Origin of the sequence: Bifidobacterium sp. wkB338 (genome assembly GCF_003688325.1) — a bacterium.
Classification (GTDB): Bacteria; Actinomycetota; Actinomycetes; order Actinomycetales; family Bifidobacteriaceae; genus Bombiscardovia; species Bombiscardovia polysaccharolytica.
In genome coordinates this window covers 91,062-105,522 of record NZ_NPOR01000038.1, presented here as the reverse complement: position 1 = coordinate 105,522, position 14,461 = coordinate 91,062, and the positions used below count along the sequence as shown (strand labels likewise).

Annotated in this window: 12 protein-coding genes and 1 tRNA gene; 11 read left to right on the top strand and 2 right to left on the bottom strand. The window is 59.7% G+C overall.

Features of this window, described 5'->3' with window-relative positions:
• The first annotated feature begins 110 nt into the window (after positions 1-110).
• Positions 111-3,470, top strand: coding sequence for a DUF5107 domain-containing protein (locus CI603_RS07180; RefSeq protein WP_259465511.1), 3,360 nt, complete (start codon positions 111-113; stop codon positions 3,468-3,470).
• Positions 3,467-6,145: a glycoside hydrolase family 2 TIM barrel-domain containing protein gene (locus CI603_RS07175; RefSeq protein WP_121913598.1), complete on the top strand. Its 2,679-nt coding sequence runs from the start codon at positions 3,467-3,469 to the stop codon at positions 6,143-6,145. Before CI603_RS07180 ends, CI603_RS07175 begins: the two co-directional genes overlap by 4 nt.
• Positions 6,146-6,231: 86 nt before the next feature.
• On the opposite strand, the gene gdhA is transcribed toward CI603_RS07175, so the two are convergent.
• Positions 6,232-7,578, bottom strand: coding sequence for an NADP-specific glutamate dehydrogenase (gene gdhA, locus CI603_RS07170; RefSeq protein WP_121913597.1), 1,347 nt, complete (start codon positions 7,576-7,578; stop codon positions 6,232-6,234).
• A 383-nt stretch (positions 7,579-7,961) separates the two neighbouring features.
• On the opposite strand from gdhA, the gene CI603_RS07165 reads away from it, so the two are divergent.
• From CI603_RS07165 to CI603_RS07125, 9 genes are all read left to right on the top strand, one after another.
• Positions 7,962-8,423 carry an Hsp20/alpha crystallin family protein gene (locus CI603_RS07165; protein ID WP_046323294.1) on the top strand — a complete coding sequence of 154 codons (462 nt, stop codon included), beginning with the start codon at positions 7,962-7,964 and terminating at the stop codon, positions 8,421-8,423.
• A 184-nt stretch (positions 8,424-8,607) separates the two neighbouring features.
• Positions 8,608-8,826 (top strand): translation initiation factor IF-1, encoded by a 219-nt coding sequence (gene infA, locus CI603_RS07160; protein ID WP_015022331.1) that lies wholly within the window; start codon positions 8,608-8,610, stop codon positions 8,824-8,826.
• A gap of 25 nt (positions 8,827-8,851) precedes the next feature.
• On the top strand, positions 8,852-8,965 hold the full coding sequence (gene rpmJ / locus CI603_RS07155; RefSeq protein WP_015022330.1) for a 50S ribosomal protein L36: 114 nt from the start codon (positions 8,852-8,854) through the stop codon (positions 8,963-8,965).
• 132 nt (positions 8,966-9,097) lie between these two features.
• Positions 9,098-9,475 carry a 30S ribosomal protein S13 gene (gene rpsM / locus CI603_RS07150; RefSeq protein ID WP_015022329.1) on the top strand — a complete coding sequence of 126 codons (378 nt, stop codon included), beginning with the start codon at positions 9,098-9,100 and terminating at the stop codon, positions 9,473-9,475.
• Positions 9,476-9,562: 87 nt separating this feature from the next.
• Positions 9,563-9,961: a 30S ribosomal protein S11 gene (gene rpsK, locus CI603_RS07145; RefSeq protein ID WP_015022328.1), complete on the top strand. Its 399-nt coding sequence runs from the start codon at positions 9,563-9,565 to the stop codon at positions 9,959-9,961.
• Positions 9,962-10,036: 75 nt separating this feature from the next.
• The gene (locus tag CI603_RS07140; protein WP_015022327.1) at positions 10,037-11,032 is read left to right on the top strand and encodes a DNA-directed RNA polymerase subunit alpha; all 996 of its coding nucleotides are present in this window, start codon (positions 10,037-10,039) and stop codon (positions 11,030-11,032) included.
• A 126-nt stretch (positions 11,033-11,158) separates the two neighbouring features.
• Positions 11,159-11,803: a 50S ribosomal protein L17 gene (gene rplQ / locus CI603_RS07135; protein WP_121913596.1), complete on the top strand. Its 645-nt coding sequence runs from the start codon at positions 11,159-11,161 to the stop codon at positions 11,801-11,803.
• A gap of 77 nt (positions 11,804-11,880) precedes the next feature.
• Entirely contained in the window at positions 11,881-12,843 is a 963-nt protein-coding gene (locus CI603_RS07130; RefSeq protein WP_121913595.1) for a tRNA pseudouridine(38-40) synthase TruA, read from the top strand.
• A 110-nt stretch (positions 12,844-12,953) separates the two neighbouring features.
• Positions 12,954-13,039: transfer RNA gene (locus CI603_RS07125), tRNA-Ser, on the top strand.
• A 566-nt stretch (positions 13,040-13,605) separates the two neighbouring features.
• On the opposite strand, the gene CI603_RS07120 is transcribed toward CI603_RS07125, so the two are convergent.
• A complete protein-coding gene (locus tag CI603_RS07120; protein ID WP_121913594.1) occupies positions 13,606-14,355 on the bottom strand; it encodes a hypothetical protein in 750 nt (249 codons plus the stop codon).
• Positions 14,356-14,461 lie beyond the last annotated feature (106 nt).

The following is a 14,461-nucleotide window of genomic DNA, read 5'->3' as shown; positions in this document are numbered from 1 at the left end:
GCAATTTTTTAATATTTTTAAACAATTTATACAGTTCCGAGGGCCAATTCCGACTATAGACTGAGAGCAAATATATACAGTTTTGCTGAGCAGACAAGGGGCTGATGACCATGGGCGTCACAGTAAAGGTCGAAAAGCTTACGATTCCCACCTACGGGATCGGAAAACCGGACAAGAATCCGCAATTTATCGAAAATCGAGTCTATCAGGGCTCTTCGGGACGGGTCTATCCTTACCCGGTCATCGAGACCATCTCGGATGAATGCAAGGATCAGGACTACAAGGCGGTCATCCTGGAGAATGAATACCTGGAGGTGACCGTCCTGCCTGAGCTGGGCGGACGCATTCAGTATGCTCGGGACAAGACCAACGACTATGACTTCGTCTACCGCAATCGGGTCATCAAGCCTGCTTTGGTAGGCCTGACGGGCCCTTGGATCTCCGGGGGCATCGAGTTCAACTGGCCGCAGCACCACCGGCCCAGTACCTTCCTTCCGGTGGACTGTACGCTGAAGGATCTGCCGGACGGGGGCAAGGCGGTGGTCTGCCACGATACCGACCGCATCTACGGCACCCAGGTCACCACCACCATCGCCCTGCATCCCGGGATCAGCGTCATTGAAATCTCGGCCCGGCTCTACAACGGCACGCCCCTGCCCCAATCCTTCCTCTGGTGGGCCAACCCGGCCGTGGCGGTCAACGAGCACACCAGGACCGTCATGCCACCCGATGTCACTGCAGTCATGGACCATGGCAAACGCGACGTCTCCCGCTATCCGATCGCCACGGGAACCTACTACAAGCACGACTACTCCCAAGGAGTGGACATCAGCCGTTACAAGAATGTGCCGGTACCGACCTCATATATGGCGGCACACTCGGACTATGACTTCGTTGGCGGCTACGATTTCTCCCGGCAGGCGGGCATTCTGCATGTGGCTGACCATCACATCTCGCCAGGCAAAAAGCAATGGACCTGGGGCTGCGGGGACTTCGGCCACGCCTGGGATCGCAATCTGACCGACGCCGATGGCCCCTACGTGGAGCTGATGACCGGGGTCTTCACCGACAACCAGCCTGACTTCACCTGGCTCAAGCCATACGAGGGCAAGACCTTCACCCAGTACTTCATGCCCTACAAACAGGTTGGGCTGGTCAAGAACGCCAGCGTGGATGCGGCCCTGAACCTGGAAGTCGGCCCCGAGCAGACCTTCGGAGCTGCCGGCGAGCATGAGGGTATCGAGGCCCAGGGGCTGAAGGCCGGGCAAGGGCGAGTCACCGTCTACGCCACACGGGTTCAAAAGGATGCATGCGTCCAGGTCGCTGCCGATGACGGATCCATCCTTTACCAGTGGCAGGGCACCCTTGGACCCGACAATCAAGTCAGGGCCGAATTCGGGACAGGCAATCGTCCGGCTACTTCATTGACGGCTCGAGTTCAGGACGCTCAAGGACGGCTCCTGGTCAGCTATCGTCCGCAGCCACCCGCCGGAGGCAAGATTCCCGAGCCGGCGCAGGCCGCCGATCAGCCGGAACGTATCGCCACCAACGAGGAGCTGCTGCTGACCGGACTGCACCTGGAACAGTACCGCCATGCCACCTACAGGCCTGATCCTTACTACCTGGAGGGGCTCAAGCGTGACCCCGGTGATGCACGCATCAACAACGCCTACGGTCGACTTCTGCTTCGACGCGGCGACTTCGCCGGAGCCGAGCAGCACTTCCGCACAGCCATCAAGCGGTTGACCTGGCGCAACAGTCAGCCTTACGACTCCGAGGCCCACTACAATCTGGGTCTCGCCTTGAGCTATCAAGGACGAACGGATGAGGCCTATGATGCCTTCTACAAGGCCACCTGGGACGATGCCCAAAAGGAAGGGGCCTTCTTCTGCCTGTCCTGCATCGCTGCATGTCGCGGCCAGTTGGAGCAGGCATTGGACTTCGTCCAGTGCTCTTTGACCCGCAATACCGACAACATCAGGGCTCGTGGGCTCAAGGCCTATCTGCTGCGTCGGCTGGGCAGGCAGGATCAGGCGGACCAAGTGGTGCGCGAGAACCTGGCCCTGGATCGGTTCGACTTCGTATCCGGATACGAGCGGGTCTTGGCAGGCGGTGATCCGGACGAGCTGTTCAAACTGATGCACGGGGATTACCTCAACCTCCTGCGAGCGGCCCGCGACTACGCAGCGTTCGGCGCCTATGAGGAGGCGCTGCAGCTGCTGGGCCAGGCCGATCAGCATCAGCCCATGGTCCTTTATTATCAAGGCTGGTATCTGCACCTGCTGGGCCGGAAGGATCAAGCTCTTGAGGCCTTCCAGGCTGCTGAGGCGGCGCCTTCGGACTACTGCTTCCCCAATTCCCTGGATGATATTGCCCCGCTGCAGATGGCCATGGACACGGTCGATGGTCCCAAGGCAGCCTATTATCTGGGCTGTCTCTACTACGACAAGTCTCTGACGGACCGGGCCATCAAGCTTTGGGAGCATTCCCGGCAGCTGGATCCCGACTTCGCCACTGTTCACCGCAACTTGGCCATTGCCTACGGCAACAAACAACATGATTGGCAGGCCGCCGACCAGGAAATCGAGACCGCCTGCCGGTTGGATCCCGAAGATGCCCGGGTCTTTCTGGAGCGGGATCAGCTACATAGGCTGATGGGCTGGAGCTTTGCCCGTCGGCTGACGGAATTTGCAAAGCATCCGGAGGTTGTGGCCCGCAGGGACGATCTCTATATTGAATACCTGAGCCTGCTCAACCAGACTGGCGGCTACGAACGGGCCTATCAGCTCATGAGCAGCCGGCGCTTCCATCCCTGGGAGGGCGGTGAGGGCAAAATCACCGCCCAATACCGAATCTCGCTGAAGCTTATGGCCAAGGATGCCATGGCGGCCCAGGACTGGGACCGTGCTGCGGACCTGCTGGAACGAGCCATGACCTATCCGGAGAACCTGGGCGAAGGCAAACTGGAAGGTCAGAAGGACAACGATCTTCACTACTATCTGGGGCTGGCCAGACGAGCAGCAGGAGACAAGGATGCTGCGGATCAGGAGTTCCGTCTGGCCTGCCTGGGCTCCGGGCAGGTGGGGGAGTCGCTCTACTACAACGACCAGCCTGCTGAGATGGTCCTTTTCCAGGGGCTGGCCCACCAGGCTCTTGGCGAGCAGGGTCCGGCCAACGCCTGCTACTATCGGCTGCTGGACTTTGGCGAGCAGCATTTGGACGATCATGTGGAGAAGGACTACTTCGCAGTCTCCCTTCCCGACTTCCTGACCTTTGATGCGGACTATACCCGTATGAACCGGGTTCATTGCCTCTACCTGATGGCACTGGCACGCATCGGCATAGGGCAGATCGACCAGGCTCGGGAGTGCCTGAAGCAGGTGCTGGAACTGGATGCCGGCCATATTCAGGCCGGGTTGTTCACTGATGAATTGGACCACAGGGCAATTCTTACCGGGAGGAAAGCATGATCAAGGTTGCATTGACTGGAGCCTGGCGGGTTCAGTCCCCATCTGAGCTGCAGGGAACCGTCCTGTTGCCAGGTACGCTGGACACCAACGGACTCGGACACGATGATCAGGAGCTGTCTGATGACTATGGCAGCGGCAAGCCCGGCCCCATCGGCTCTCGGCTGACCAGGCGGCACACCTTTGAGGGGACGGTCAGGCTGTCCCGACAGATTAGATGGTCTCCACAGCCGGGGCGAAGGGTCTTCTTCGAGGTGGAGCGCGCTCGCCGCCTGGAGGTCAGGGTGGGAGAACACCTGGTCGAGCCCTGTCGTCCTCAGACCTTGAATACGCCGCATGTCTTCGAGCTGACCGGACTGCTGACGGGCGATGACCTGCTGCAGGTGGATTCGGACAACGCCTACCAGGGCATGCCTCACGATGCCATCGTGGATTCCTCGACCGCAACTGACCACACCCAGACCAACTGGAACGGGCTTCTCGGGAACATTGGCCTGCGTGTGGAGGAGGACACTTTTGTAGATAGCGTTCGTGCCTACCCCCATGGCGATGCGCTGACCGTAGAGGCTGATGTGGATTCGCGCCAAGGATTCCATGGTCGCTTGAGGATCTCTTCCGATGCACTGGCCCGGCCTCTGGAGGTCGCTGCAGACCTGGAACCTGGGCGGCGAACACTGATCTGGCCCGATCTTCCGCTTGATGCCCATGCGGATCGCTGGGACGAATACCAGGGCTGTTTGCATGGCATGGCAATCGAGCTCCTGCCGCCAGACGGATCCAGGGTGCTCTCGCGGGTAAGTAGGGACTTCGGTATCCGTGATTTCGCAGCCGATGAGCAGGGGAGACTGGCTCTGAACGGCAGGGCCTTCTTCTTGCGAGGCGAGGCCAATTGCGCAGAGTTTCCGCAGACCGGCTTCCCGCCCATGGACGTGGGCTCCTGGATTCGTATTCTGGAGGCCTACCGGTCATACGGAGTGAATGTTGTCCGCTTCCATTCACACTGCCCGCCCGAGGCAGCCTTCATCGCCGCGGACCGGATGGGGATGATGATGCAGCCCGAGCTCTCCCACTGGGACTACCATCATGCCTTCCAGGAGGATGTGAGTTACCGCTACTATCGCACCGAACTGGAGCAGACGCTGCTCTTCCTGGCCAACCATCCCTCCTTTGTCATGCTCACCCTGGGCAACGAGCTGTCTGCGGATGCGACCGGCCACCAGCGCATGGCTCAGCTTATCGAGGATGCCCGGAGTATTGACGACACCCGGCTGTACGCCAATTCGTCCAACCCGCACTATGGACAGCTGGGCAGTGATGATTGCAACGAGGTCTACACATCAGAGTCCTACAAGGGCCACGATCTGCGCTGCTGCTTCGCCAATATGCGCGGGTCCACCAACGCTGCCCATCCGGGAACTGTACACAATTTCCAGGACTCCATGCAGGCAGTCCGCAAAGAGTGCAAGGTGCCGGTCTATGGATTCGAGGTCGGCCAGTATGAAGTGCTGCCTGACTTCCGAGAGATCGAGGAGTTCACCGGGGTCACCCGTCCTGACAATTACGCAATGATCCGTGACAGGGTCCGTGAATCTGGCCTGGATCAGCGCACCTGGCTGGAATGGGTGGCCGCTACAGGCGAACTGTCGCGGATCTGCTACCGGGAGGAGGTGGAGTCCGTCCTGCGAACCCCTTCCATGTCGGGACTTTCACTGCTGGGTCTGCAGGACTTTCCCGGACAGGGCACGGCTCTGGTGGGCATGATGGATGCCCATCTGCACCCCAAGCGATTTCCCTTCGCCCGTCCTGAACGCTTCCGGTCCTTCTTTACCGACCAGTTGCCGCTGGCAGTCATGGATCGCTATGCCTATACCAGCCGGGAGAAGCTCTCAGGGACGGTCAAAGTGGCCAACTACGGCCGACGCACGCTGCAGGGTGATCTTAGGCTGCAGTTGCAAGGCCAGGGGGTTGATCTGGAGCGTGTCTTCCGTCAGGTCACCTGTCCGGTGGGCAAGCTGACCGATCTTGGAGCCTTCGAACTGCCTCTGGACGGCGTTGAAGGCAACCAACGCTGCCGTCTGAGTTTGGAGATCGACGGCGTGACCAATGTCTATCCGGTCTGGGTCTACCAGGACAGCAAGCCTGAACGGCCAGGCGGTCTGTACGAGGCCAGGAGGTTTGACCAACAGGCGCGTCGGGTCCTGGACCAGGGACGCACAGTCTATCTGAGTCCTGACTCCACGGCCCAGTCCCTGCCCAGATCCGTTCAGGCCCATTTCTCCACGGACTTCTGGTCAGTGGGGACATTCAAGGACCAGAGCGGCACCATGGGGCAGTTCATTCAAGCCGACCACCCTATTTTTGCCGATTTTCCGACCGACTCGCATACTGACTGGCAGTGGTGGCCCATGGCCACCCAGCGGGCCATCATCCTGCCTGAGCGCTATCAATCCATCATCACCGAGATGGACAGCTACGCCTACCTGCGACCCATGACACAGCTGCTGGAATGCCGCTGCGGTAAGGGCCGGCTTCTGCTCTCCTCCATGGGCCTGCAGAATCTGACCGAATATCCGGAGGCTCGGGCCCTTCAGACCAGCATCTATCGGTATCTGGGCTCCAAGGACTTCAACCCGCGTCAGAGGATTGATCCCGAGGTCATCGACAAGCTGGTTGCCTGAGTCCTGCTGTCCGCTAAAGCACAATAAGGGGTCCGACCTGCAATTTCAGCGGGTCGGACCCCTTATTGTGCTATCTAGAGCCTATCTCAGAGGATGCCCTGAGCCACCATGGCATCGGCAACCTTGGTGAAGCCGGCCACATTGGCGCCCAGCATCAGGTCGCCCTCATGACCATATTCCTTGGAAGCCTGGTAGGACTTTTGGAAGATTCCAGCCATAATGTCCTTGAGCCGCTGGTCAACCTCGTCGAAGGTCCACTGCAGGCGCAGCGAGTTCTGGCTCATCTCCAGACCGGAGACTGCGACGCCGCCGGCATTGGCGGCCTTGGCAGGTCCGTAGAGCACCTTGTTGTCCTGATAGACCTGGATGGCTTCGGGGGTGGATGGCATGTTGGAGCCCTCGCAGACTACAGTGCATCCATTGGCGACCAGGGTCTTTGCGGATTCCTCGTCGATTTCGTTCTGTGTGGCGCTGGGCAGGGCGATGTCGCAGGGCACGGTCCAAACGCCCTTGCAGCCCTCGTGGTACTCAGCGGAGTCCACGCGGTCCGCATACTCGCGAATTCGGCCGCGGTGACCCAGCTTGATGTCCTTGACGACATCAAGGTCAATCCCGTTGGGATCATAGACGTATCCGTTGGAGTCGGATGCCGTCACCACCTTGGCGCCCAGCTGCTGGGCTTTTTCGATGGCGAAGATGGCCACATTGCCCGAGCCGGAGATGACGACGGTCTTACCCTGGAAGGAATCCTTGCGCAGTGTCTGCAGGGCCTCCTGGGTGTAGTAGCACAGGCCATAGCCTGTGGCCTCGGTCCTGGCCAAGGAGCCGCCGAAGGTCAGGTCCTTGCCGGTCAGCACGCCCGAGTACTCGTCCCGCATTCTCTTGTACTGACCGAACAGGTAGCCGATCTCGCGCGATCCCACGTTGATGTCGCCGGCGGGCACGTCGGTGAACTGCCCGATGTGGCGCTGCAACTCAGTCATGAAGGCCTGGCAGAAGCGCATGACTTCGGCATCCGAGCGGCCCTTGGGGTCGAAGTCGGATCCGCCCTTGGCACCGCCCATGGGCAGTCCGGTCAGCGAATTCTTCAGGATCTGCTCGAAGCCCAGGAACTTGATGACCGACTCGGTCACGGTCGGGTGGAAGCGCAGGCCGCCCTTGTAGGGACCGATTGCTGAATTGAATTGGATCCGGTAACCGCGGTTGACCTGAACATGGCCCTGATCGTCGGTCCAGGCCACACGGAACTTGACTGCACGCTCAGGCTCGACCAGGCGCTCCAGCACGCCGTTGGCCTCATACTCGGGATGCCGCTCCACCACGGGCTCCAGGCTGGAGAAGACTTCACGCACAGCCTGCAGGAATTCCGGCTGGTCGCCGTCGCGCTTCTCAACCTGCTGGTATACGCGCTTGATGTATTCGTTGGTGAGCATCTGAGCTCCTTTGACTAGGAATGGCCGGTCCGTCCGGTCCACATACGATTGGGTCCGCCCTCAAGAGCCTACGGGGGCTGGCGGAATCTTATCCCATGGTAAATGCCTCAAAGTTACGTCACAAGAATTTTGGTCCGTAATGTCTAACATGTGGTCATTCAAGGCCCGAAGAATGAGAGAACAAAGAAGAGTAATCAAGTCCGGTAGCGAAAGTTGAGTCTCCATGACTCAACTTTTATTCCTTGGGTGAACATCTGGTATGGAACCCGGGGCCCGCGGTTTGGACAAAGTGAAGGGCAGGGAGCCCGGGAGGACAGGTCAGGGTGTCCGTCTGGGGTTCCGGTCCGCAGAAACGATGACTTAGAGAATCAGGAGATGTGATTATGGCTATGTTTCCCGCATTGATGAACAATTCGATCTTCGGCGACTTCTTCGACGATCCCTTCTTCAACAACTGGCGTGACGGGCGTCGGCAGGGTCAGAGCGCCAAGAACGCGCTGAACAGCCCCTTGATGAACACGGATGTGCGTGAGAAGGACGGGCAGTACCAGCTCTCCATCGACATGCCTGGCTTTGACAAGAAGGACATCGGCCTGCGTCTTGAGGACGGCTACCTGATTGTATCCGCGCAGAAGAACAGCGACCAGGGCGACAAGGACGATCAGGGCCGTTGGATTCGGCGCGAGCGTTACACCGGGTCCTGCTCCCGCAGCTTCTATGTGGGCGACAAGGTACGCCAGGAGGACATCCATGCTCACTACGCCAATGGCACCCTCGAGGTGACCCTGCCCAAGACCAGCATCGAGCCGGCTGACAACACGCAGAACATCGCCATTGAGGACTGAGGGATTCGGGTCCTTATCGGACCGTCTGAACGACTGCTATACTGATTGAGCGACAGCCGTTCGGACGGCCCTTTTGTCGTGTCAACACGCTATTGCCCAATTTTGGGTCCATCAATGCTATACTTGCCATTTGGCGTGTCTTTCGGCGCGCCGTGTAACCGGCCGAGGATCGGATAGAAGGCTTATGGCAAAAGATGGTGTGATCGAGGTGGAAGGGCGTGTGGTCGAGGCCCTCCCGAATGCGATGTTCCGCGTCGAGCTCGAGAACAAGCACCTGGTGCTGGCCACCATTTCCGGCAAGATGCGCAAGAATTACATCCGCATTCTGCCCCAGGATCGTGTGGTGCTCGAAATGAGTCCCTATGATCTGAACCGCGGACGGATTACGTACCGGTACAAGTAACAAGGTACACAAGCAAAGGAAAACCATGAAGGTCAGCCCTAGTGTGAAGAGAATCTGCGAGAACTGCCGCGTGATTCGTCGTCACGGCCGCGTCATGGTGATCTGCAAAAACCCACGCCACAAGCAGCGCCAGGGCTGAGCGGATTCCCAGCGGCAACGAACACCAAAGGCGCTGAGTCACAGCCGATAGGCTGAACCCCGGGTGCGCAGGCCCGGGCCGGGAGACCGGAAGACTCGGTGCACGACCTGCGTAGAGCAAAAAGGAATCGCAATGGCACGTCTTGCCGGAGTCGACATCCCCAACGAGAAGCGCATAGAGATAGCCCTCACCTACATCTTCGGTGTGGGGCGTACTCGCGCCAAGGAAACACTTGCCGCGACCGGAGTGAATCCGGACACCCGCGTCAAGGATCTCACGGACGAGCAGCTCATTACGCTGCGTGATTACCTCGAGGGAAACTACAAGATCGAGGGTGATCTGCGTCGTGAGATCGACGCTGATATTCGCCGTAAGATCCAAATCAATTGCTATCAGGGCCAGCGCCACCGCCGGGGCCTGCCTGTGCGCGGCCAGCGGACCAAGACCAACGCCCGCACCCGCAAGGGACCCAAGCGCACCGTCGCCGGAAAGAAGAAGGCGACCAAGTAAGGCCGAATGCGAAGCGGGGATGAGGGTCCCCGATGGTTCGCACTAGCAATCAGTTATTCGTTATTCGTGACAAGGAAACGAGGATCAATGGCAGCAGCAAAGCAGGCCGCGCGCAAGCCTCGTCGTCGGGATCGCAAGTCGGTTCCGGTCGGGCAGGCGCATATCAAGTCAACATTCAACAACACCATCATCTCCATCACCGATCCTTCCGGTGCTGTAGTGGCCTGGGCTTCGGGCGGCGACGTAGGCTTCAAGGGCTCCCGCAAGTCCACTCCTTACGCAGCGGGCATGGCCGCTGAATCCGCAGCCCGCAAGGCCATGGAGCATGGGGTCAAGAAGGTGGATGTCTTCGTCAAGGGCCCGGGTTCGGGCCGTGAGACCGCCATCCGCTCCCTGCAGTCCGCAGGCCTGGAGGTCGGTTCCATCTCGGATGTGACCCCACAGGCACACAATGGCGTTCGTCCTCCCAAGCGCCGTCGCGTCTGAGCACTAGAAAACCCATGAATCCACCCGCGAAGACCGGTGAGTGCACCACCGGTCGGAGCTGAAAGGATAGCAACAGTGCTTATTGCACAGCGTCCGACTCTTACTGAAGAAGTCGTCAATGCCCAGCGCTCCCGTTTCACCATCGAGCCCTTGGAGCCGGGATTTGGGTACACCTTGGGCAATTCCCTGCGTCGTACCCTGCTGAGTTCCATACCCGGTGCGGCTGTGACCTCGGTCCGCATCTCGGGTGCCCTGCACGAGTTCACCACGCTGCCCGGTGTGGAGGAGGACGTCACTGAGATCCTGCTCAACATCAAAGGCATCGTGCTGACCAGCGAATACGACGAGCCTGTGGTGATGTATTTGCGCAAGAGCGGCAAGGGTGAGGCCACGGCCGGGGACATTACCCCGCCGGCAGGCGTCACCGTGGCCAATCCTGATCTGCATATCGCGACCCTGGCCGAGGATGGCGAGCTGGAGATCGAGTTTACGGTGGAGCGTGGGCGTGGATACGTCCAGGCCCAGCTCAACAAGCAGGACAACGATGAGATTGGCCGCATCCCGGTTGATTCCATCTACTCTCCTGTGCTCAAGGTCAGCTACAAGGTCGAGGCCACCCGTGTCGAGCAGCGCACGGATTTCGACAAGCTGATCCTGGATGTGGAGACCAAGCCGGCTATTTCGCCGCGTGACGCGGTGGCGTCCGCTGGGTCGACCCTGGTCGAGCTCTTCGGCCTCTGCCGCGAGCTCAACACCCAGGCGGAGGGCGTAGAGGTCGGGCCCGAGCCTGTGGTGGAAGAAGCCGATCCACAGATGTCCGTGCCGATTGAGGACCTGAACCTGACGCAGCGTTCCTACAACTGCCTCAAGCGCGAAGGAATCCATACCATCGGCGAGCTGGTCTCGCATACCGAGCAGGATCTGCTGGACATCCGCAACTTCGGCATGAAGTCCATCGACGAGGTCAAGGAGAAGCTTGAGGGCATGGGGCTGTCGTTGAAGGCCTCACCGCTGGGCTTCGACACTAATAATCTCGAGGGAGGCACCTTCTTCTCGCCTGACGACGAGTGAGGGATTGCAGCCTTCGTATGAGCGGGCGAGGGGGAAGGGTTCCGTCGCCTGCTGACAGAAATTCCGGGAAGTCGGATGTTCGGGCGTATGCCCACCTGTCCTCCCGGGCCGTAAGGAGATAATCCAATGCCAAAACCTAGCAAGGGCCCACGTCTGGCCTCCAGCCCGGCGCATGAGCGGTTGATGCTGGCCAACATGGCCACCAGCCTCTTCGCCAACGGCCGCATCACGACCACCCTGCCCAAGGCCAAGCGCCTGCGTCCGCTGGCCGAGCGGCTGATCACCTTCGCCAAGCGCGGGGATCTGCCTGCCCGCCGCCGCGTCATGCGCGTCATCCGCGACAAGTCTGTGGTCCATATCTTGTTCACGCAGATCGCTGAGCAAATGCAGCAGCGTGAGGGTGGCTACACACGAATCACCAAGATAGCGCCCCGCCGTGGAGATAACTCCCCGCAGGCCGTGATTGAGCTGGTCACTGAGCCTCTGTCCGCCAAGAAGGCCGTGGTCAAGGAGGCTGAGTCCGCAGCCAAGGTGGCCGCCAAGGACGACAACGCCGAGGCGGCTGCCGCCACTGATGCTGCAGTCGCCGAAGGCGCTGCCAAGGATGCTGTCGACCAGGCTGTCGAGGCCAATGAGTCCGATCAGGACGTGGCTCAGGCCGACCAGGCCGCAGAGGATCTGGAGCAGACCGCTGACAAGGCTGATCAGACAGCAGCCCAGGCTGAGGAAGACGCCGACGTGGCTGACGATGCCGAGAAGGCCGCTGAGTAATCGGTCTTTGTTCTGATGACGGGGTCGGGGAGCATGGCTCTCCGGCCCCGTTTGTCATTGGTGCCAGGGAGGTCTCGATGGAGCATCAGGAAAAGGACATGTCCCTTGTCAGGCTGCGCATGGATCTGGCTTACGACGGCGGCGGCTTCCACGGTTGGGCCCGGCAGCCTGGGCTTCGCACGGTCCAAGGCTGCATCGAGCATGCCCTGTCTCTGATAACTGGAGCCCGCAAATCAGATGGCGAGGTTTCCCATAGTCAAGTCGTCTGGGAGCCAAGACTGGTCGTGGCTGGCAGGACTGACACTGGGGTCCACGCATCTCATCAGGTGGCGCACCTGGACATTCCTGAAGTTGTGCTCGAGGCCTGCAGGGGACATATGGGGGTTGATGGTGTTTTGGCCCTGGAACGCCGTCTCCGCCACCTGTTGCCTGCTGACATCGTGCTGCTAGGGCTCCGAGCTGCTCCCATGGGTTTCGATGCCCGCTTCTCTGCCTTGGAACGCACTTACTTGTATCGGGTCAGCCAGGGGGGTCGGCTGGGGGATCCACGCATGCGGGGTTATGTGCTGGACCTGGAGGGGAGCCTGGATCTGGAAGCTATGAACGAGGCTGCAGTGGAGTGCATCGGTTTGCATGACTTCGGATCCTTCGCCAGGCCGAACCCTGGGGGCACGACCATCCGTAAGGTCAAGGCAGCACACTGGGACCTGGTTCCGACCGTGAATCTGTTCGGTGTTGCCCCGGAGCAGAGTGCCGTCGGATACCTTCCGCCTTTCATGGAGTCCGGGCTGACCGTCTTCCGGATCGTAGCCGATGCATTTGCCCATAACATGGTTCGCTCGTTGGTCGCGGCCTGCATTCAGGTGGGCCTGGGACGCCGGTCCGTGCAATGGTTTGCCGACAAGATTGCCCACCCCTTGCGTGAAGGTTCCACTGGTCCCATAGCTGCTCGTGGCCTGACCCTGGAGCAGGTAGCCTACCCGCCTGATGACCAGCTTGCTGAACGGGCGCAGGCCATCCGTGCCCGCCGTACACTATGACGCACTGGGCTGTTTTGTAGCGACCGTTGACTGCGCCACGCCGTTTGCCAGGTAGGGACTCTGTGGCATAATAGAAAAGTTGTTGTTCGGCAGTGTCGGGCAACGACCATGGTTGAGTGTCCGAGCGGTCTAAGGAGCACGCCTCGAAAGCGTGTGAGGGCAACTCCCTCCGCGAGTTCGAATCTCGCCTCAACCGCCCCCATTGGCCCTGACCCGACGGTCGGGGCCTTTTGTATGTAAATACTGTTGCCGCATCCCCAAGTTGCAGCGGCTAACCCGTGGAGTTGGGTTTCGTTATTGTCGCTGATATGCAGTCCATGGAAGATTGGTTTTGCATGATAACTGAGCATGGCAACCGGTGGATTGGTTGATTTTCAGCTAGAATTGGTCTTCCTTATGCCTGCGTTGGCTATTCAGTCTTAAGCAAATAAAAGACCGTCCAATGCAGAAGGCGATGCGATGGTCAACACCGGGTCGCCTCCTACATTGCACGGGTTCATACCCCCCGCGTTCCTATGGAATGCTCCTATGGAACACGTTCTATAATATCACTGTCTGAACCGATGTCGCCACCGCAAAGTTTCGTGAAATCTGTAGTAAGTACTAATTGATTTGTTTTGCTCGATGATTTGCTTGATGATCTTTGATCACGATTGGTCAGGTTTTGGCCATGCATGGGCAGGGATTGCTTGCATATACGAATGTGGAAACTTATGAGTGAGCGATTGGCGGAACCGGCAGGTCGATGGTCCGCCTTTGCCGTCAATGCTTTGGTGTCTGCAATAGGGCTGACGATGTGGCAGGGTAGCCGAGGTTCATGGCCATGGACAAGTGGGCTACAACCATGTCGATCAGGGCAGATGTGGCCTCTTGGTGGCTTTTCGCGTTCTTGCTGACATCAGTTCGTATGGTGCCAGCGGATCCGTTCAGTTTTCTCCCCACGGCCAGAAGGGACCGGGCCGTATCCATTTCAATCAGGGCAGGAGTAGGAGTCTGTATTCCGTTGGCAGGGTCGGTGGACTCGTCGGGGTGCGCCAGCAGATCAGTGGTGGGATAGACTCCCTGCCTGGGATCGTGCTTGGAGTGGCCGGCCAAAATCTGGGCGGCTGCAGTGTGCGCATCGGCTAGGGTCAGCATCCATGCGGCATCGGTCTTGCGGGCCGCGAGGACCGAGAGTTCGAATCCGGAACGGTCTTCGCCTGTGATGGCCTGATCGGCCAATTCGACGGGCAGCGCCTTGGCCAGCGGATCCAACCGTTGTGCAGCCTGGACCAGTCTGAGTGTAGCCGTTTGACGATTGGCCTGCCCGCCTCGGGATGCTGTCAAAGCCTGGGCTGCGTGCACTGTGGCTTCATCCAGCCTGGCAGGGCATTCGCGGGCCGCTTGGGTCCAGGCCTTGGCTCGGCTGTCTGCCTGATTCTTGTGAAGCTGTTCCGACTGCCGGGCTCGCGTCCATGCCTGTTCGCAGGCAGTGGGGCGGAGATTATCGGGATCGTGCTGACTGACGTGCACCGCTGAAGGTGCGCATCCTGATAGGGTGACAGCCAGCAGAAATACTGCGATGCCGGCCCTCACCCGTCGTGCTGGAATCGTCGGCCGATGACTCGCCCACCCGTGG

Coding starts and splice junctions, on each gene's coding strand:
- CI603_RS07180 (WP_259465511.1), top strand. CDS start 111: ATGGGCGTCACAGTAAAGGTCGAAAAGCTTACGATTCCCACCTACGGG.
- CI603_RS07175 (WP_121913598.1), top strand. CDS start 3,467: ATGATCAAGGTTGCATTGACTGGAGCCTGGCGGGTTCAGTCCCCATCT.
- gdhA (WP_121913597.1), bottom strand. CDS start 7,578: ATGCTCACCAACGAATACATCAAGCGCGTATACCAGCAGGTTGAGAAG.
- CI603_RS07165 (WP_046323294.1), top strand. CDS start 7,962: ATGGCTATGTTTCCCGCATTGATGAACAATTCGATCTTCGGCGACTTC.
- infA (WP_015022331.1), top strand. CDS start 8,608: ATGGCAAAAGATGGTGTGATCGAGGTGGAAGGGCGTGTGGTCGAGGCC.
- rpmJ (WP_015022330.1), top strand. CDS start 8,852: ATGAAGGTCAGCCCTAGTGTGAAGAGAATCTGCGAGAACTGCCGCGTG.
- rpsM (WP_015022329.1), top strand. CDS start 9,098: ATGGCACGTCTTGCCGGAGTCGACATCCCCAACGAGAAGCGCATAGAG.
- rpsK (WP_015022328.1), top strand. CDS start 9,563: ATGGCAGCAGCAAAGCAGGCCGCGCGCAAGCCTCGTCGTCGGGATCGC.
- rplQ (WP_121913596.1), top strand. CDS start 11,159: ATGCCAAAACCTAGCAAGGGCCCACGTCTGGCCTCCAGCCCGGCGCAT.
- CI603_RS07130 (WP_121913595.1), top strand. CDS start 11,881: ATGGAGCATCAGGAAAAGGACATGTCCCTTGTCAGGCTGCGCATGGAT.